The organism is Pseudomonas sp. Pseusp11 (assembly GCF_047304405.1).
GTDB lineage: Bacteria > Pseudomonadota > Gammaproteobacteria > Pseudomonadales > Pseudomonadaceae > Aquipseudomonas.
The window spans coordinates 1-17,563 of record NZ_JBGLZF010000044.1 but is presented as its reverse complement, the minus strand read 5'-3'; the positions used below and the strand labels follow the sequence as shown (position 1 = coordinate 17,563).

15 protein-coding genes are annotated in these 17,563 nt (G+C 60.0%); 3 read left to right on the top strand and 12 right to left on the bottom strand.

Going from position 1 to position 17,563, the window contains the following annotated elements:
- Window positions 1-331: 331 nt before the first annotated feature.
- On the top strand, window positions 332-655 hold the full coding sequence (locus ACCC96_RS25500) for a hypothetical protein (protein WP_026286336.1): 324 nt from the start codon (window positions 332-334) through the stop codon (window positions 653-655).
- 289 nt (window positions 656-944) lie between these two features.
- Here ACCC96_RS25500 and ACCC96_RS25495 read toward each other — a convergent pair whose 3' ends face one another.
- Together ACCC96_RS25495 and ACCC96_RS25490 are read right to left on the bottom strand one after the other, a co-directional pair.
- Entirely contained in the window at window positions 945-2,735 is a 1,791-nt protein-coding gene (locus ACCC96_RS25495; protein WP_019648201.1) for a bifunctional diguanylate cyclase/phosphodiesterase, read from the bottom strand.
- A 134-nt stretch (window positions 2,736-2,869) separates the two neighbouring features.
- Window positions 2,870-4,951: a carboxy terminal-processing peptidase gene (locus ACCC96_RS25490; RefSeq protein WP_177324930.1), complete on the bottom strand. Its 2,082-nt coding sequence runs from the start codon at window positions 4,949-4,951 to the stop codon at window positions 2,870-2,872.
- Window positions 4,952-5,091: 140 nt separating this feature from the next.
- Between ACCC96_RS25490 and ACCC96_RS25485 the strand changes: the two genes are divergently transcribed.
- A complete protein-coding gene (locus ACCC96_RS25485; protein ID WP_413697254.1) occupies window positions 5,092-6,054 on the top strand; it encodes a zinc-binding dehydrogenase in 963 nt (320 codons plus the stop codon).
- Between the two features lie 167 nt (window positions 6,055-6,221).
- Here the strand turns inward: ACCC96_RS25485 and ACCC96_RS25480 are convergent, their stop codons facing one another.
- The 6 genes from ACCC96_RS25480 to ACCC96_RS25455 form a co-directional block, all read right to left on the bottom strand.
- Window positions 6,222-6,875 (bottom strand): HAD family hydrolase, encoded by a 654-nt coding sequence (locus ACCC96_RS25480; protein WP_413697253.1) that lies wholly within the window; start codon window positions 6,873-6,875, stop codon window positions 6,222-6,224.
- Window positions 6,876-6,909: 34 nt separating this feature from the next.
- Window positions 6,910-7,899 (bottom strand): ABC transporter ATP-binding protein, encoded by a 990-nt coding sequence (locus ACCC96_RS25475; protein WP_138866072.1) that lies wholly within the window; start codon window positions 7,897-7,899, stop codon window positions 6,910-6,912.
- Window positions 7,896-8,696 carry an ABC transporter permease gene (locus ACCC96_RS25470; protein ID WP_018925174.1) on the bottom strand — a complete coding sequence of 267 codons (801 nt, stop codon included), beginning with the start codon at window positions 8,694-8,696 and terminating at the stop codon, window positions 7,896-7,898. Before ACCC96_RS25470 ends, ACCC96_RS25475 begins: the two co-directional genes overlap by 4 nt.
- Entirely contained in the window at window positions 8,683-9,519 is an 837-nt protein-coding gene (locus ACCC96_RS25465) for an ABC transporter permease (RefSeq protein ID WP_169342458.1), read from the bottom strand. Before ACCC96_RS25465 ends, ACCC96_RS25470 begins: the two co-directional genes overlap by 14 nt.
- Before the next feature lie 5 nt (window positions 9,520-9,524).
- Window positions 9,525-10,331 carry an alkaline phosphatase family protein gene (locus ACCC96_RS25460; protein WP_018925176.1) on the bottom strand — a complete coding sequence of 269 codons (807 nt, stop codon included), beginning with the start codon at window positions 10,329-10,331 and terminating at the stop codon, window positions 9,525-9,527.
- Between the two features lie 134 nt (window positions 10,332-10,465).
- Window positions 10,466-11,533 (bottom strand): ABC transporter substrate-binding protein, encoded by a 1,068-nt coding sequence (locus ACCC96_RS25455; protein ID WP_413697252.1) that lies wholly within the window; start codon window positions 11,531-11,533, stop codon window positions 10,466-10,468.
- A 351-nt stretch (window positions 11,534-11,884) separates the two neighbouring features.
- Between ACCC96_RS25455 and ACCC96_RS25450 the strand changes: the two genes are divergently transcribed.
- The gene (locus ACCC96_RS25450; RefSeq protein ID WP_007940851.1) at window positions 11,885-12,598 is read left to right on the top strand and encodes a UTRA domain-containing protein; all 714 of its coding nucleotides are present in this window, start codon (window positions 11,885-11,887) and stop codon (window positions 12,596-12,598) included.
- A 7-nt stretch (window positions 12,599-12,605) separates the two neighbouring features.
- Here the strand turns inward: ACCC96_RS25450 and ACCC96_RS25445 are convergent, their stop codons facing one another.
- The 4 genes from ACCC96_RS25445 to ACCC96_RS25430 form a co-directional block, all read right to left on the bottom strand.
- The gene (locus ACCC96_RS25445) at window positions 12,606-14,759 is read right to left on the bottom strand and encodes a mechanosensitive ion channel family protein (RefSeq protein ID WP_413697251.1); all 2,154 of its coding nucleotides are present in this window, start codon (window positions 14,757-14,759) and stop codon (window positions 12,606-12,608) included.
- Window positions 14,760-14,836: 77 nt separating this feature from the next.
- A complete protein-coding gene (locus tag ACCC96_RS25440) occupies window positions 14,837-15,013 on the bottom strand; it encodes a hypothetical protein (protein WP_008005668.1) in 177 nt (58 codons plus the stop codon).
- 248 nt (window positions 15,014-15,261) lie between these two features.
- Entirely contained in the window at window positions 15,262-16,551 is a 1,290-nt protein-coding gene (locus ACCC96_RS25435; RefSeq protein WP_018925179.1) for a M18 family aminopeptidase, read from the bottom strand.
- 272 nt (window positions 16,552-16,823) lie between these two features.
- Window positions 16,824-17,459 carry an RluA family pseudouridine synthase gene (locus ACCC96_RS25430; protein ID WP_018925180.1) on the bottom strand — a complete coding sequence of 212 codons (636 nt, stop codon included), beginning with the start codon at window positions 17,457-17,459 and terminating at the stop codon, window positions 16,824-16,826.
- Window positions 17,460-17,563 lie beyond the last annotated feature (104 nt).

Here is a 17,563-nt window from a genome sequence, read left to right as displayed (position 1 = left end):
GAAATTTCTGGGCAAGGTCTTCGGAAGTTTCCTTCAAGTTGTGGCGGTTTTCGTGAACTGGTGCGCATTGAGTTCAATCGATAGGCTTTGGTGGTCACTGAATATCAGTGAGGGGGTGTAGGAACCCTTTAAGCATCGGTAATGCGTTAGCAATCGAAGTCAGATTTGCGGCCGTCAATGTGCGTCCGTAATGTCTGTCGCGGCGGCTATGCGCGGGCACGCTTCGGCGTGGTCGAGTTTCCGATGCTCGGTATTCCTACCCCGCGTATAGCTGCCACCCAAGCCTGTAGGAAGGCTTTTGGCAGCTCCCATTTTCATCGGAAGGTCTCAAATGCCAACACTTCATCCTGATCCACCCTACGAAAAACCAATTCCCCACCCCAAAAACCGCTTCATGGCGTTGACCAGCAACTGCACCGACATGCCCACCCTGTTTGTCGACACCCACGCGCCGCTGGATATTCTGACCGAAGCTGCCAGTTATCGAATTCGCGCTGTCACCCAAGTGCTTGAGAACCTGTCCATGCGTGGCTCAGTCGAGTGCGATTCGATGATTCTCAGTGATTTTGCCTTGCTCTGTGCCATTCCGCTGCGCGATGGCTGTGATGTGCTGGATGTGATTGGGCGTCGGTTGCGGGCTCGGTCTTCGGACTAGAACCGAGTGGTTTTTGTGGCGAGGGGGCTTGCCCCCGTTCGACTGCGAAGCGGTCGCCAAACCAAGCCCCGCGGTGTACCTGACAAATCCGGAATGCAGGTTTTGGGGCCGCTCCGCAGCCCAACGGGGGCAAGCCCCCTCGCCACAGGGTGGGAGTTGTGGTGGTTGGGGCTGCTGCGCAGCCCAGCGGGAGCAAGCTCCCTCGCCACACAAGAGCAAGATCAAAAGATCGCAGCCTTCGGCAGCTCCTACGGGATGTACGCCGAAGGCTGCGATCTTTTTTGCGGTATTACCGGTGCCCTGAAACCAGAGTTTCCTCAACGACTGGCACCGCCAGACTATCAATCACATGCACGCTATACCCCGGCACATTCTTGGCGTGGTGTTTGGCCTGGGAGGCCATTTCCGCTAGCTGGCTCGCGTCGAGTTGTCCGCAGGCCTGTGGATGCAGATGTACCACGCCGATGGACAGGGACAGCAGCGGAAACTCCTGGCGCACACCCTGGCGGTTGGGGGCGATGAAGCAGCCGGCTTCCAGGTGTTCGCTGCGGTAGAAGCGTCGGCATTGGCTGTGGAAGTCGTCCAGCAGTTGGTTGAGGCGTTTGCGCCAGTCTTCCGGACCGAGCACCAGCAGGAAGTCGTCGCCGCCGATATGGCCGACGAAGTCGCGGGATGGGTCGACGCGGTCGTTCAGGCATTGCGCCAGGCACAGTAGGACTTCGTCCCCGCGACCGTAGCCGTAGATGTCGTTGAAGGGTTTGAAGCTGTCGATGTCCACGTAGCAGATCACCGACTCCCGTTCCTGTTGCAGCAGGCGTGTCAGGCATTGCTGGATCGGCACGTTGCCTGGCAGCAGGGTCAGCGGGTTGGCGTAGCGGGCTTGCTGGATTTTCAGTTCGGTAATCAGTTTGAGCACGTCGATCACTCGGCCCAGGCCCAGATAGCCGCCATTGAGGGTGATGATGAAGTCTTCTTCGATGCGTTGGCGGGCGCGGCTGGTGATCAAGCGGCTGACCTGTTGCAGCGACTGGCTCAGTTCCACGGCGAGGAAGTCGTCGCTCATCAAGCGGCTGATCGGTTTGCGGGCGAACAGGTCGGTGGCGAAGGGCTTGAGCAGGGCGTCCGAGAGTGAGTGACGGTGAACAATGCCGCACGGCCTGCCTTGCTTGTCGAGCACCGCCAGGGAGTTCAGGTTGGCCTGGCGGCGGAAGGCTTCCAGTACGGTGGCGGTCGGGGTGTCGCTGGCCATCGCCGGTTGGTCGTTGAGCAGGGCGCTGAGGTCACTGGCGTCCTCGTTCAGCATCGCTGCGGCGCTGGTTGGTTTGGGCATCAAGGTTCGGGCATCGCGGGGCGGATGCTCCTGGGGCCGGCAGAGCAGATAGCCTTGTACAAGATCGACGCCCATTTCGGTCAACACGGCGAGTTCTTCTGGCAATTCGATGCCTTCGGCGATCACTTTTGCCCGCGAAGCCTTGGCGATCTGCAGGATCGAGCCGACGAATTCACGTTTGAGTGCGTCCTGATGAATGCCGTCGATAAAGTGCCGATCGATCTTGACGTAATCCGGGCGCAATTCAGACCACAGCCGCAAGCTTGAATAACCCGCGCCCAGATCATCCAGCGCAATCGAAAAACCCATCGCCCGATAGTGATGCAGGGCTGTTTGCAGCAACTGGAAGTCGTCGGTCGGGGTCTGTTCGGTGAGTTCGATCACCACCTGGCTCGGCGGTATGCCGAAATCCTGCAGCAGTTGCAGGGTGCGTCCGGGCTGGTGGGCGGCTTCGAGCAGGGATTCCGGGGACACATTGAGGAACAGTTTGCCGGGCAGTTGCTGTTCATTGAAACGTCGGCAAGCGCTTTGGCGGCAAGCGATCTCCAGTTCGCTGAGGCGCCCGGCCTGGCGAGCGACCGCGAACAGGGCGATGGGGGAGTGCAGCGGGCTGTTGGAGGGGCCACGGCTGAGGGCTTCGTAGCCGATGATTTGTCGTTCGGAGAGAGAAATGATCGGCTGGAACAGGCTGTGCAAACCGCTTTGAGTCAGTATTGAGCTCAAGGCACTCAGCTGTTCGGTTGTGGTCATGGCGATCTCTGGCGATAAAAAAAGGACCGGGAGCGCAAAGCTCCCGGTCCTTTATTTCACGACAGAATGATGTCTATTTGATGACACTCCGGGGAGCGTCAGCATTAAATTGCCATCATCCTGATTGTCACCACTTAGTGCTTGGCAACCGCGGTGTTGAGTTTCAAGTAATCCAGCAGAATCCGCCCGGTCTCGCTCAGGTAGGCGTCGTCTTCTGGCTTGGTCTTGTCCGGCTCGGCCGCGATGGCATCTTCGTCTTCTTTCTTCAGCTCTTTGAGCGGCTCTTCACCCTTGGCCTTGCGACGGATGTTTTCCATGGCCAGTTGCTTGGCTTCGATATCGGCGTGTTGTGCACGACGGTCGGCTTCATTGAGGCTGACGGTTTTTTCGGCCATCAGCTTCTGGGCCAGGGCCAGTTTGTCGCGGATGAACACGAACTCCGCGTCTTTGGCCGAGCGCACGTCATGCTCGGACTTGAGCTGCGTGATGTACGGTTTGAACGGGTCGACCGCCGGCTTGATGGCCGCACGGATAGTGTCCCACGGCATGGCTTCCGGCAGGGCGCTTTCGCCGATTTCCTTGGTGTCGATGATCGACGGGTAATCGATGTCCGGCAGTACGCCCTGATGCTGGGTGCTCTGACCGGAAACCCGGTAGAACTTGGCCAGGGTCAGTTTCAGTTCGCCATGGTTCAGCGGCTGAATGGTTTGCACGGTGCCTTTGCCGAAGGTCTGGCCGCCGATGATCAGTGCGCGGTGGTAGTCCTGCATCGCACCGGCGAAAATCTCCGACGCCGAGGCGGACAAACGGTTGACCAGCAACGCCATCGGGCCTTTGTAGAACGCGCCCGGGTTTTCATCTTCCAGTACATCGACCCGGCCGTCGGCGTTACGCACTAGCACGGTCGGACCTTTGTCGATGAACAGGCTGGTCAGCTCGGTGGCTTCCTGCAAGGAACCGCCGCCGTTGTTGCGTAGGTCGATGACCACGCCGTCGACCTTGTCTTTCTGCAGCTCGGTCAGCAGCTTCTTGACGTCGCGGGTGGTGCTCTTGTAGTCCGGATCGCCGGCACGGAAGGCCTTGAAGTCCAGGTAGAAGGCCGGGATCTCGATGACGCCGAGCTTGTAGTCCTTGCCATCCTGCTTGAGGCTGAGGATCGACTTCTTCACCGCCTGATCTTCCAGCTTCACCGCTTCGCGGGTGATCGGCACGATCTTGCTGGTCTGGTCATTCGGCGCATTGCTGGCCGGAATCACTTCCAGGCGCACCACGGTGCCTTTCGGCCCACGAATCAGTTTGACCACTTCGTCCAGGCGCCAGCCGACCACGTCGACCATCTCTTTGTTGCCCTGGGCCACGCCGATGATCTTGTCGGCCGGTGCCACCTGCTTGGTCTTGTCGGCCGGGCCGGCAGGCACCAGGCGCACGACTTTGACTTGATCGTTATCGCTCTGCAACACGGCGCCAATGCCCTCCAGGGACAGGCTCATGTTGATGTCGAAGTTCTCCGCGTTATCCGGCGACAGATAGTTGGTGTGCGGGTCGTAGGACATGGCGAAGGTGTTGATGTACGCCTGGAAGATATCTTCCGCGCGGGTCTGGTCCAGACGTGCCAGCTGATTCTTGTAACGCTTGGTCAGGGTTTCCTGAATCTGCTTCGGCTCTTTGCCGGAGATCTTCATCCGCAGCACTTCGTCCTTGACGCGCTTGCGCCACAGGTCGTCGAGCTCGGCGGTGGTCTTGAGCCAAGGGGCATCCTTGCGGTCGACCAGCAAGGTTTCCTTGGTGGTGAAGTCGATCTTGTCGACGCCCTTGTTCAGCTCGGCAAGGGCAAAGTCCAGACGCGCCTTGACGCGGTCCAGATAGCGCTTGTACATGGTGAACCCGGCGTTCAGGTCGCCGCTCTTGAGGAAGTCGTCAAACTGGGTTTTCCATTTGTCGAATTCGGCAATGTCACTGGCCATGAAGTAGCTGCGCGATGGATCCAGCAGCTTGAGGTAGCTGTCGTAGATGATCGCGGAGCGCGCATCGTCGAGCGGCGGCTTGCTGTAATGGTGACGCTTGAGCAATTCGACGACGTTCAGACTGGCGATGACTTCGTCGCGATCGGGCTGAAGCTTGTCCCAGCTGTTGGCTGCGAACGAATTGCTCGACATCGGCAAGAGACCGAGACCAATGACAAGAGCGAGGGCGGTGCTGGGGAAAAAATGCTTCATGCTGATTCGACGCGGGGACAATTGATCACGCATATTAGGCCGTCTTTGAAGTCGCCGGTTCCCACAAGGGCCGGTCGCATAATGCAAGAAAGCCCGGCGCTATAGCTTCGGGCTCAGTCCAGACTCACTATGGAGGCACTGTGAAAGCATTGCAAGGCGTTGAGGGGCGAGTGGAGTGGGTTGAGGAGCCGAGTCCTACGTGCGATGTAGGACAAGTTCGTATCCGAGTGGCGGCAGCGGGACTCAATCGAGCCGATTTGTTGCAGAAAGCGGGCCTGTATCCGCCACCGCCGGGAGCCAGTCAAGCACTGGGTCTTGAGTGTTCGGGGGTGATCAGCGAGGTCGGCCCGGGCTCGTCCTGGCAGGTCGGAGATCGGGTTTGCGCCTTGCTGGCCGGGGGTGGGATGGCCGAAGAGGTAGTTGTCGACGGACGGCATGTGTTGCCGGTTCCCGAAGGATTGTCCCTGGCCGAGGCCGCGGCGTTGCCGGAAGTGTATGCGACCGTCTGGCTGAATTTGTTTCAACTGGCTTCGCTCAAACCGGGTGAGAAAGTTCTTCTGCATGCCGGAGCAAGTGGAATCGGTTCAGCTGCCATTCAGCTGTGCAAGGCGTTTGGTAACCCGTGCTGGGTCAGCGTCGGCTCCGAGGATCGTCTGGCCTACTGTGAAGCGCTGGGTGCCCAGGGTGGAGTGGTGCGCAATAAGGATCTGGACCGCCTGAACGATCTGGGGCCGTTCGATGTGATCCTGGATCCGGTGGGCGGTAACTATGCGGCGCTGAACCTAAAGTTGCTGGCTCGCGATGGCCGTTGGGTGTTGATCGGTTTGATGGGCGGTCGTGAAGCGCAGCTGGATCTGGCGCAGGTGCTGGCCAAGCGCGTGCAACTGCTGGGTTCGACCCTGCGCAATCGGGATGAGCAGTTCAAGGCCGATTTGTTCAGCGATCTCAGCCAGCACGTCTGGCCGCTGTTTGCCGAAGGGCGTTTGAGCCCGCAACTGGCCAGGACGTTTGCGATCGAGGAGGCCGAAGCGGCGTTTGCGGAGCTGGCGACCAATCAGGTGTCGGGCAAGCTGGTGCTGGTGATTGACGACAGCCTGAGCTGACAACATGAACCTGTGAGTGCCTTTGTGGCGAGGGAGCTTGCTCCCGCTCGGTTGCGAAGCAGCCGCAAAACCTGAAAACCGGTTTTACCTGACTAGCCATAGTGACTGATTTTAGGGCCGCTTCGCGGCCCAGCGGGAGCAAGCTCCCTCGCCACAGGGGATCCGGGTTATTTCCAGATATGGATCGGCCAGCCGGCTTTTTCGGCGTGTTCGAGCAACACTGGATCCGGATTCACCACATGCGGGAAATCCACCTTCAGCAGCAGCGGCAAATCGTTGCGTGAGTCCGAGTAGAAACTCGCGCCTTCAAGGTTTTCCTCTTCGGCGTCCAGCCATTCCTGCAAGCGGGTGATCTTGCCTTCGCGGTAGGTCAGGGTGCCAACGGTGTTGCCGCTGTACACCCCGTGCGCCACTTCCAGCTCGATGCCGAGAATTTCGTCGATGCCCAGACGGTCGGCAATCGGCTTGACCAAATGCGTGCCCGAGGCCGAAATCACCAGAATCCGGTCGCCGGCCTTGCGGTGGGCGGCGATGGCTTTGGTGGCGTCGCTGAAGATGATCGGTTCGATGAAATCTTCCACCCAGGGCGCTACCAAGTGCTCGAGCTCTTGCGGCGTGCGACCGATCAGCGGCTCCAGGCTGAAGGCCATGTAGTCCTCCATGGCCAGGTGGCCCCTGCCGTACGCATCCATCAATTCCTTGTCGCGACGCAGGAAGGATTCGCCATCGACCCAGCCGAGGCGGGCCATCTGTTCGCTCCATAGCGAGGCGCAGTCGCCATGGATCAGGGTTTCGTCCAGATCAAAAATTGCCAGGGCCATCAGTGCGGTTCTCTCTTCAACATCAGCAAGGTCATCAGGCTACCTCACACAGGGCTGTCGGATCGATGGAAAGTGCCAGGCGCTGACCATCGGGATGCAGATCGGACGCCGAGCGGTTCAGCACATCCACCACCAATTCCACCCCCCGAGCTTCGACCCGGTAGCGAATCACGTTGCCCAACAGGCTGTGGCTGCGCACCTGCGCGTCGAGTTCGCCGTTCAGGCTCAGCTCGATGGCCTCCGGGCGGATCGCGATGCGGTGGGTGATCGGCCGTTGCAGCAGTTTGCTGGCGCTGTCGGCGTCCAGCAGGTTGTAGTTGCCGATGAAGCCTGCGGCGAACACGTCGACGGGCGCGGTGTAGAGGGTTTCGGCATCGCCACTCTGTACGATCTTTCCCTGATTCATCAGGAAGATTCGGTCAGACATGGTCAGGGCTTCTTCCTGATCGTGCGTGACGAAGATCGTGGTCAGGCCGAGTTCGCGCTGGATCTGACGGATCTGTTCGCGCAAGTGCTTGCGAATCCGCGCATCGAGCGCCGACAGCGGCTCATCCAGCAACAACAGCCGAGGTCGGGTCACCAACGAACGAGCGAGAGCGACACGCTGGCACTGGCCACCGGACAGCTGATGCGGGTAGCGGGCGGCGAAGTCATTGAGCTCTACCAGTCTCAGCACTTCGGCGACGCGTTTTTGGCTGTCGTCGGCGTTGACCTTCTGCATGCGCAAACCGAAGGCGACGTTCTGCTCCACGGTCATGTTCGGGAACAGCGCATAACTTTGGAACACCATGCCGATTCCGCGTTTCTGCGGGCTCAGTGGGACGAGGTCGTGACCTTCCAGCAGAATCTGGCCACCGTCCACCGAGGTCAGGCCAGCGATGCAACGCAGCAGCGTGGACTTGCCGCAACCGGACGGGCCGAGCAGGGTGACGAATTCGCCTTTCTTGATTTCGCAGTTGATGTCACTGAATACGGTGGTGCCCGAGTAATCTTTCTGAAGATGTTGGACGCTTACATAGCTCATTCGCTTTTGTCCTTGTTCAAGATATTGGCCACCCAGGTCAGAACCAGCACAAAGAAGAAGTAGGAAATCACCAGCGCACTGGTGAAGTGGCCGCTGCTGTTGCGCATGTTGTTGAGGTAGACCTGCAGGGTTTCGTAGCGGGTGCCGACGAGGATGTTGGCGAACACGAATTCACCGAACAGGAACGAGAAGGACAGCAGCAACGCCACCATCAGCCCCTTGCGCAGGTTCGGCAACACCACCAGGAAGGCTGCTTGCCAAGTGCTGGCGCCGAGCAGTTGTGCGGCGTCCATCAGGTCGCGCAGGTTGATCGCTTGCAGGTTGTTGGTGATCGCCCGGTACATGAATGGCAGCGCCACGGTGAAGTAGCAACCGATCAGAATCCACGGCGTACCGACCATCGCGAACGGCCCCGAACCGTAGAGCTGCAACAGCCCCACCGACGACACCACCGGCGGCACCGCGAAGGGCAGCAGGATCAGGATGTTCATCAGCGCGTCGAGCTTCGGGAAGTGGTAATGCACCACGAACAGCAGCGGCAGAATCAGCACCACCGACAGAATCAGCGAGCCGATACAAACCAGCAACGACTGACCGAATGCGTCGAGAAAACGTGGATCGCTCCACAGCTGGATGTACCACTTGAAGGTAAAGCCGCTGGGCATAATCGTCGCCGACCAACTGCTGGCGATCGAGTAGATCAGGGTTCCGAGCAGCGGCAACAACAGAATGGCAAACAGCAAATACACGATGACCCGGTGGTAGACACCGACGGGCCCCAGTTCAGCGCGAGACATGGTAGCTCCTCTTCAACAGCAGCTGATGCACGATGGTCACCAGGGTCATCAACGCCACCAGCACCACGGCCAAGGCGCTGGCGAGGTTCGGGTCGAGGGATATGTCGCCGGACACCATCGCCGCGATACGGATCGGCAACACGTTGAAGTTGCCAGTGGTCAGCGCGTAGACCGTGGCGTAGGCGCCCAAGGCGTTGGCCAACAGAATCACGAACGTGCCCAACAGCGCCGGGGTCAGCACCGGCAGACCGATGTGCCGCCAGAATTGCCAACCGCTGGCCCCGAGCAAGGCGGCGGACTCACGCCAGTCTTCGCGCAGGGCATCGAAGGCCGGGTAGAGCAACAGCACGCCCAGGGGAATCTGGAAGTAGGTGTAGAGAATGATCAGCCCGGTTTTCGAGTACAGGTTGAAATCCTGAATGATTCCGGCCTGTTTCAGCATGATGGTGAAAGTGCCGTTGAACCCCAGCAAGATGATGAAGGCGAAGGCCAGGGGCACGCCAGCGAAGTTGCTGGTCATGTTGGCGAAGGCATTCACGAAGTTGCGCAGTTTCGAGTCGACCCGGCGCAGGGAATAGGCGCCGAGCACGGCAATGACGATGCCGAATACGCTGGACCAGAAACTGATCTCGAGGCTGTATTGGATCGCCTGTAAATAGAACTTCGAATTGAAGATTTTGCTGAAGTTGGCCAGGCCCCAACCGAACTCTTCCGATTGCAGGCTGTTGATCATCACCCAGAGCAGCGGGGCGATCTCGAACACGAAGAAGAAAATTGCGAAGGGCACCAGGCACAGAGCGGCCAGCCATTTACCGCGGGTCATGGCATTCACTTGAGCAGCTCCCGGCACACAGGTTTGTCATGGGGCACGCCCAGCAGTTCACAGACGGTGCCGCACAGTTCGGTTTGTTTCGGCGCAGCGCCTTGGTTGAAGCTGAAGGCGTCGCCGAGGACGAACAGCGGCACTTCGCGTTCTTCAGGCAGCAGGCCGTTGTGCGAGCGGTCGTTGTTCATGCCGTGGTCGGCGGTCACCAGCACCTGGTATCCGGCGTCGAGCCAGCCTTGCAGGTAGTCGGCGAGGATGACGTCCGCCGAGCGGGCGCTGTTGCGGTATTGCGGGGTGTCGAGGCCGTGCTTGTGCCCGGCGTCGTCGATGTTCATGGGGTGGACCAACAGAAAGTTCGGCGCATGGCGCAGGCGCAGGTTTTCCGCGTCGGCGAACAGGTGCGAATCCGGGTAGTGGTCGTTCCAGTAGAAGTGACCGTGCTGGATCGGTAGTTTCGGGTCGTCGGTGTGACGGTCCCGGGCAGCCACGAACGGTGAACGGTTATACAACTCGCTGACCCAGTGATAGGCCGCGGCGGCGGTTTTCAGACCAGCGTCGGTGGCGTAATGGTAGATGCTGCGCTGGTTGGACAGGCGCGAGACGTTGTTGTGAACGATGCCGCTGTCGATCGGCGCAACGCCGGTCAGGATGCATTCGTAAAGCGGTCGGGACAGGGCCGGCAGTGCACATTCCAGTTTGTAGAGCGCCGCGCGTCCTGCGCCAACGTAAGCCTGCAGATGCCCCATGGCGTGGCGCGCGACTTCGTAATTGAGGCCGTCGAGCACGACAAGGATGACGTTGTGCTTCATAGGGGGCGAAGACTCCGAAATCGAAACTGAACGTCGTAGGAGCTGCCGCAGGCTGCGATCTTTTGATCTTTCACTTGAAACTCAAGTGACCCCAAAAAAGATCGCAGCCCGTGGCAGCTCCTACGGCTGTTTTATTACGGCATATTGATGATGACTTCTTCCTGCCACTTCTGCGGCAGCGACTTGGAGGTCTTTTCCCACGCATCCGCGTCTTTGATCGGCGTAACCTTTTTGTACTGCTCGTTAGGCAGCAGCTTGGCCTTGACCTCTTCCGGCAGAGTCAAATGCTCGGCGCGAATTGGACGGGCGTTGCCTTTTGCCAGGTTGATCTGGCCAGCGTCGCTGAAGATGTATTCGCGGGCCAGTTTGGCGGCGTTCGGGTGCTTGGCGTATTTGTTGATGATGGTGGTGTAGCCGGAAATCACCGAGCCATCGGATGGAATCAGCACGGTGTAGTCATCCGGATTGGCCATCTTGGCCTTGTAGCTCAGGCCGTTGAAGTCCCAGACCACGCCGACTTCGATTTCACCCTTTTCCATGGTGGCGATCGTCGGGTTGGCCATGGACAGGCGGCCTTGCTTGGCGATATCTGCGAACAGCAACAGGGCCGGCTGAATGTTTTTCTCGTCACCGCCATTGGCGAGGGCGGCGGCCAGCACACCGTTGGCAGCCTGGGCTGCGGTGCTCACGTCACCGATGGAGACTTTGTATTTGCCGGTCTTGAGGTCGGCCCATTTGGTCGGTGCCTCGGAACCGTGCAGCAGCTTTTTATTGATGATGAACGCGATGGAGCCGGTGTAGGCCAGTGCCCAGTTACCGTCCTTGTCCTTGGCCCAATCCGGAACCTGTGCCCAAGTACTCGGCTTGTAAGGTTGCACCACGCCCTGCTTGACCGCGATCGGGCCGAAGGCGGCACCGACGTCGCCGATGTCGGCTGTGGCGTTGTCTTTTTCGGCGGCGAACTTGGCGATTTCCTGGGCCGAGCTCATGTCGGTGTCGATGTGTTTCAGGCCGTATTTCTTGGCCAGGTCTTCCCAGGTGCCTTTCCAGTTGGCCCAGTCATCGGGCATGCCGACGCTGTTGACGGCGCCTTCCGCTTTCGCAGCGGCTTCGAGTGTTTTCAGATCGGTATCCGCCGCCATGGCGGCAGTGCACAGGGCAATGGTCGAGCCTAACAGTGATGCCAGGAAAAACTGTTTCATCCGAAGCTCCTTTGGGCGTTTTCAACGCTGCGATTGCGGTTGTGTTGGTCTAGGTCAGCAATACCTGAGCCAATTTAGGCGTCCTGGATGACATTTTGATGTCGACGACCGGTCGGCCTGAATTTCCTGCGCTCGGATACGCGGGGTGCGAGATAAGCGTAGACCATGGCTAAAGGGCTGATATGAAAGGGACTTGGCCATAAAATTGCAGGTGTCTGAAGCAACCGTTCGGCGGCTTTGTCATCTGTCAGTCATCTGCAGTGCCTAGGCTTGCAGGCAATTGATGGAGCCCGGTTTCAATCGCGGTTCTGCCCTGAATCAGTGCTGGTCTAGTCCAGATAGGTAACGTTGATGCGCATCGAGACAACCAAAGCGGTGACAGCGATCGGGCAGGTTCTGCAAGAACAGCTCGACCACGGCCTGTTGGCGCCCGGGAGCAAGTTACCGGCCGAGCGCAAGCTCAGTGAGTTGTTCGGTACCACGCGGATTACCGTGCGTGAGGCGTTGTTGCAGTTGGAGGCCCAAGGCCAGATTTATCGCGAGGAGCGGCGCGGCTGGTTCGTGTCGCCGCCACGGCTGGCCTATAACCTGATGCAACGCAGCCACTTTCACGCGATGGTCAGCGCCCAGGGGCGGGTGCCGTCCACCGAGGTGATTTCCGCGCGTTTGCAGCCGGCGTCAGCGGCGGTGTGTGCCTGGCTGCAGCTGCCAGCGCTGTCGAGCGTGATCCAGATCTGCCGCTCGCGACGGATTGACGGGCGATTGGTGCTGTATGTGGAGCACTACCTGAACCCGCAATATTTTCCGGGGATCCTGGACTTCGATCTGAATCAGTCGATGACCGAACTGTATGCGCGGCATTACGACTTGCACTACGGGCGGGTACGCTTCGAGATCGTGCCGACCGCGCTGTCGGTGGACGCCGCGGCGGCTTTACGGGTGTCGGTGGGCAGCCCGGGGTTGCGGATTGCCCGGGTCAACTACGATCAGCATCAGCGGCTGATCGATTGCGACCTGGAGTTTTGGCGCCATGATGCGATTCATGTCGGGGTGGATGTGGTCTGAACCCCACCTACGCAGATTGTTCGCCACCGGGGGTGATCACCTGAATGCTCATGCGCGGTGTCGCCAGATCCAATCCGGCCTCATCCAGATGCCGCTTGAGCGACAGGTTGAACGCCCGGGACACTTCCCACTGCTTGATCGGCGCGGTCTTGAAGCGCGCGCGCAGAATCGCATTGCCTGACTCGAAACTTTCGACCCCCTGGATCTCCAGCGGCGACCAGATGTTGCGCCGTTGCAGCGGGTCGGTGCGCATTTTCTGGCCGACGTCGCGCATCAGTTTGATCGCTTCGTCGATGTCCATGTTCGAGGGCACCGCCACCCGGAAGATCGCGTAGCCGAACTCCCGGGAGTAGTTCTTGATGCTTTTGATTTCGCTGAACGGAATGGTGTGGACGATGCCGTCGATGTCCCGCAGGCGCACGGTGCGGATGGTCAGGCCTTCGACTGTGCCCAGGTGACCGCCGACGTCCACGTAGTCATCGATGGCCAGGGAGTCTTCGATGATGATGAACAGCCCGGTGATCAAGTCGGCCACCAGCGATTGCGCGCCGAAACCGATGGCCAGGCCGATGACACCGGCACCGGCCAGCAGCGGCGTGACGTTCATGCCCATGTTCGCCAGGGCGACGATCAGCGCAATGATGAAAATCGCCACGAACAGCACGTTGCGGATCAGCGGCATCATCGTCTGCGCCCGGGCATTGGCCAGGCCTTTGCGCGAGCGGGTGAGGGCGTGGTGCACGGCGGTGTCGCTGAGGATCCAGATCAGCCAGGCAAAAATCAGCGTGCCGCCGAGGCTGAACAGTTTGACGCTGACTTCATGGCCTTCGCCTTCGGTGAAGCGGATCAGCGACATGCCCCAGACCCGCAGGCCGAGCTCGATGAACGCCAGCCACACCAGCAGATGGGCGAGGGTGTAGAAGAAACTTTTCAGGCGATCCGAATACAGCGCGTGGCGCTTGGGGCCGCGTTGTGGCTTGAGTGCATGACGGCGCACCAGCCCGTTGATGACCATGCACAACACCAGTAGCACGGTACAGATCAGCGACTGACGCAGCGCGGTGCTGGTGTCGCCGGCAGAGACGAAGGTGGCGAACAGCGAGATGCCCACCAACACCAGCGCCGGCAGATACCAGAACGTCCCGAGGATTTCGATCGTGTCGCTCAAGGCGCGGCGGGTCAGGCGCCGAGACAGCGGCTGGTTGCGGATCAGGTGCGCGATGGGCCGGCGGAAACGCAGAATGAAAAAACCTGTGAAGATCGCCGCCAGTACATTGGCGAACGTCGCCGCCGTATGGGCCAGATGCTCACCGAGGCTGGCGATCAGGCGCGGGTCGTTCAGGGCTTCACCGAAGGCGGCGAAACTGCCGATCAGCCACAACGGGCGGAAGGCCTGATGCCGCAGGATGTACAGGGCGCGATGGCGATGCGGGCCATCGAGCAGGGAAAACGCGATGACGCAGATCGCCGAGAAACAGGTACCGACCACCAGCGCATAAGCCAGCACCATGGCCAGGCTTTTGCCCAGTGACGAGGGCAGGGCGTAGGTCATGTAAACCGTCATGACCAGGGCGATCATCCACGGCCCGAGTTTGCGCAAGGCAAAGCGCAGCATGTCCAGGGCCTTGGGGTGTTGCGGCAGTTCTTCGGTGAGACCGAAGCGCATGCGCACCCGGTGGCCGAGCCAGATCAGGGCTGCGGCCAGCAGGCTCCAGACCATCAGGATCATGGCGAAGGCAAAAATGATGGGCAGCCATTCATTGGCCGGCAGCATGAGTGCCACCAGTTCATCCTTGGCCAGGTCGACTTCTTCGGACCAGCGAGTGAGGGGGCTGTCGGCGCCGGAAAATTGCTTTTCGAAACTGGCCAGGGTGCCGCCGATCAGGCCCAGCACGCCTTCTTCTGTGGTCGGTTGGGCTTTTTTGCTGACGTCGCGCAGCTTTTTCAGGTCCGCCAGCAGTTTGGTCCGCTGCTGATCGTTTTCCAGCGACTTGATGACTTCGTCCAGCGACTGCCCCAGTGGAGCTTGCGCTTCGGGCTGGGTTTTCGCCGAGCCGCTGAGCAGCCCCGGCAAGCCGACCGCCTGGGCAGGCGTCAGCGGCAGCAGCGTCATCAGGCAGACAAGGAACAAACAAGGCAGGGCAAAAAGACGAGCGAACACTAGGCGGTCAACCTCGGATGAGCGAATCGGCCGAGTGTACGAGCCCGTCAAAATCAATGCGAGCCGGGCGTAAGGATTTATTCGTTGAGTTTGGCGAGGATCTTGTAGATCACGGTGGCGAGGATCATCAGCATGCCGACCCACATCGCGAACACACCGGCGTTCTTGTCGCGAAAGTTGAAACCGATGGCCAGCATGATCATCCCGGAAAGAATCGGGATCAGCATGGCGTGAAACGAAGACATCGAGATCATGGTGACAGCCTTGTCGGAGGGGTTACTGCAAGTCTAGGCGGCTTTCGGGCGGGCGTTGGTGATGTATGGCAGGAATGGATCGCAAGATCATTGTGGCGAGGGAGCTTGCTCCCGTTGGGCTGCGAAGCAGCCCTAAAACAAAGCAACATCGGCTAATCTGCCAGACCGAGTTTGCCAAGTTACGACTGCTTCGCAGCCGAGCGGGAGCAAGCTCCCTCGCCACAAAAGTTGCCTTTTAATCACAAGGGTTATGGCAACTCGCGGCAGGCGTAAAACGCGCTCAGCACTTTGACCAGGTGTGCCAGGTCATGGCTGCCGCACAGCTCGCGGATCGAGTGCATGGCGAACGTCGGCAAACCGATGTCCACGGTGCGCACGCCCAGGTGGCTGGCGGTGATCGGGCCGATGGTCGAGCCGCAGCCCATGTCGCTGCGCACCACGAAGCTCTGCACCGGTACTTCTTCGGCCATGCACAAATGACGGAAGAACCCGGCGGTTTCGCTGTTGGTGGCGTAGCGCTGGTTGCTGTTGACCTTGATTACCGGGCCGGCATTGAGTTTCGGGCCGTGGTTGGCGTCGTGCTTGTCGGCGTAGTTCGGGTGCACGCCGTGGGCGTTGTCGGCCGAGACCAGCAGGGATTTCTGAATGGTCCGTACGAATTCATCCCCTTCGGGCAACAAACGACGCAGGGTTTGCTCAAGCATCGGACCGTCGGCGCCACAGGCCGAGCAGGAACCGACTTCTTCGTGATCGTTGCAGACCAGCACGCAGGTTTCGTCGGTTTCGGTCGTCAGCAATGCTTGCAGGCCGGCGTAGCACGACAACAGGTTGTCCAGGCGAGCGCCCGCGATGAAATCGCCATGCAGGCCAATGACCGCGGCGCTTTGGGTGTCGTAGAAGCTCAGCTCGTAATCGAGCACCACGTCGGCGTTCAGGCCATGTTCGCGGGCCAGCTGATCGGTGAGCACGGCGCGGAAGTCCACGCGTTCGTCACCGGCGAATTGCGCGAGAATCGGCGGCAGCTCGGTCTGGGCATTGATCGCCCAGCCCATGTTGGCTTCACGGTTGAGGTGAATGGCCAGGTTCGGAATGATTGCAACGGGAGCCTTGAAGTCGATCAACTGGCTCTCGACCTTGCCATCGCGACGGAAGGTCACGCGGCCGGCCAACGACAGATCACGGTCGAACCACGGCGCCAGCAGTGCACCGCCATAGACTTCGACGCCCAATTGCCAGAAGCCCTGGCGTTGCAGTTCCGGCTGGGGTTTGACCCGCAGGCACGGGCTGTCGGTGTGTGCGCCGACCAGGCGAATGCCGCCATGCAGGGGCGAATGACGGCCCATTTTGAACGCGACGATCGAAGAGTCGTTACGGGTGACGTAGTAACGGCCATTGGCTTCGGTGGTCCACGGCTCGCGCTCGTCGAGGCGCACAAAACCGGCCGCTTCCAGGCGCTGGACAAGGCTGGCGGTGGCATGGAACGGGGTAGGGGAGGCCTTGAGGAAGTCGATCAGGCCTTGGTTCAACTCTTCGCGCATAAGAAGCTCCAGACAGCAGTGGCGCCAGTTTAACGTATTGAAAGCGCAAAGTGCGGCGGGCCTGATGTTGGCGGCGCGTGAGATTTAATGTGGCGAGGGAGCTTGCTCCCGCTCGGCTGCGCAGCGGCCGCAAATCCTGCTTGCACGGTGTGCCCGACAGAATACGGTCGCTGGTTTTGGGAGTGCTCCGCACTCCAGCGGGAGCAAGCTCCCTCGCCACAACAGCCCCCTCGCCACACAGCTCACTCGCTACAGAGGCTCCCTAGGCACAGTCAGAACGGTGCCGGGCACTCGAAGCGCAGGCGTTCGCCGCTTTGCGGATGAGTGAAGCTCAGCATGCTCGCGTGCAGGCACAGGCGTGGCCAGGCAGCCAGGGCTTGCGGATGGGCGTAGAGCCCGTCACCCAGCAGCGGGTGGCCGATGGAGAGCATGTGCACGCGCAACTGGTGAGAACGGCCGGTGATTGGCGTCAGCTCGACGCGGCACCAGTCGCCACAACGCTCCAGTACACGCCAGAAGGTCAGGGCGTGCTTGCCGAATTCGTGGTCCACCACATGCCGTGGCTTGGTCGGCGGATCGTAGCGCAGGGGCAAATCGATGCTGCCACTGTCCAGTTCCGGTTGTCCCCAGCACAGGGCGGTGTAGGCCTTTTCGGTTTCGCGGTCGTGAAATTGCCGAGACAGCTCGCGATGAGTGTCCGGGTCACGGGCCAGCAGAATGATGCCGGAGGTTTCCCAGTCCAGCCGATGGACAATTCGCGCTTCCGGGTAGCCGTTTTCTTGCAGGCGCGTAATCAGGCAGTCCTTGTTGTCATCGGCCCGTCCGGGGACGGAGAGCAACAGGGTCGGTTTATCCACCACCAGTACGGCGGCGTCCTGATAGATGATGCGGATGTTGGACAACGGCATTAAAACAGCCTCGTAACAAACGCCAACGGCGACTCAGAACCTTCAATGCCCCGTGTAGGAGCTGCCGCAGGCTGCGATCTTTTGATTTTGCTTTAAAACAAGAT

Excerpts from the sequence above, each read along its gene's own strand:
- ACCC96_RS25500 (WP_026286336.1), top strand. The coding sequence starts at position 332 with ATGCCAACACTTCATCCTGATCCACCCTACGAAAAACCAATTCCCCAC.
- ACCC96_RS25450 (WP_007940851.1), top strand. The coding sequence starts at position 11,885 with ATGCGCATCGAGACAACCAAAGCGGTGACAGCGATCGGGCAGGTTCTG.
- ACCC96_RS25430 (WP_018925180.1), bottom strand. The coding sequence starts at position 17,459 with ATGCCGTTGTCCAACATCCGCATCATCTATCAGGACGCCGCCGTACTG.
- ACCC96_RS25435 (WP_018925179.1), bottom strand. The coding sequence starts at position 16,551 with ATGCGCGAAGAGTTGAACCAAGGCCTGATCGACTTCCTCAAGGCCTCC.
- ACCC96_RS25465 (WP_169342458.1), bottom strand. The coding sequence starts at position 9,519 with ATGACCCGCGGTAAATGGCTGGCCGCTCTGTGCCTGGTGCCCTTCGCA.
- ACCC96_RS25495 (WP_019648201.1), bottom strand. The coding sequence starts at position 2,735 with ATGACCACAACCGAACAGCTGAGTGCCTTGAGCTCAATACTGACTCAA.
- ACCC96_RS25475 (WP_138866072.1), bottom strand. The coding sequence starts at position 7,899 with ATGAGCTATGTAAGCGTCCAACATCTTCAGAAAGATTACTCGGGCACC.
- ACCC96_RS25480 (WP_413697253.1), bottom strand. The coding sequence starts at position 6,875 with ATGGCCCTGGCAATTTTTGATCTGGACGAAACCCTGATCCATGGCGAC.
- ACCC96_RS25460 (WP_018925176.1), bottom strand. The coding sequence starts at position 10,331 with ATGAAGCACAACGTCATCCTTGTCGTGCTCGACGGCCTCAATTACGAA.
- ACCC96_RS25470 (WP_018925174.1), bottom strand. The coding sequence starts at position 8,696 with ATGTCTCGCGCTGAACTGGGGCCCGTCGGTGTCTACCACCGGGTCATC.
- ACCC96_RS25440 (WP_008005668.1), bottom strand. The coding sequence starts at position 15,013 with ATGATCTCGATGTCTTCGTTTCACGCCATGCTGATCCCGATTCTTTCC.
- ACCC96_RS25490 (WP_177324930.1), bottom strand. The coding sequence starts at position 4,951 with ATGAAGCATTTTTTCCCCAGCACCGCCCTCGCTCTTGTCATTGGTCTC.
- ACCC96_RS25455 (WP_413697252.1), bottom strand. The coding sequence starts at position 11,533 with ATGAAACAGTTTTTCCTGGCATCACTGTTAGGCTCGACCATTGCCCTG.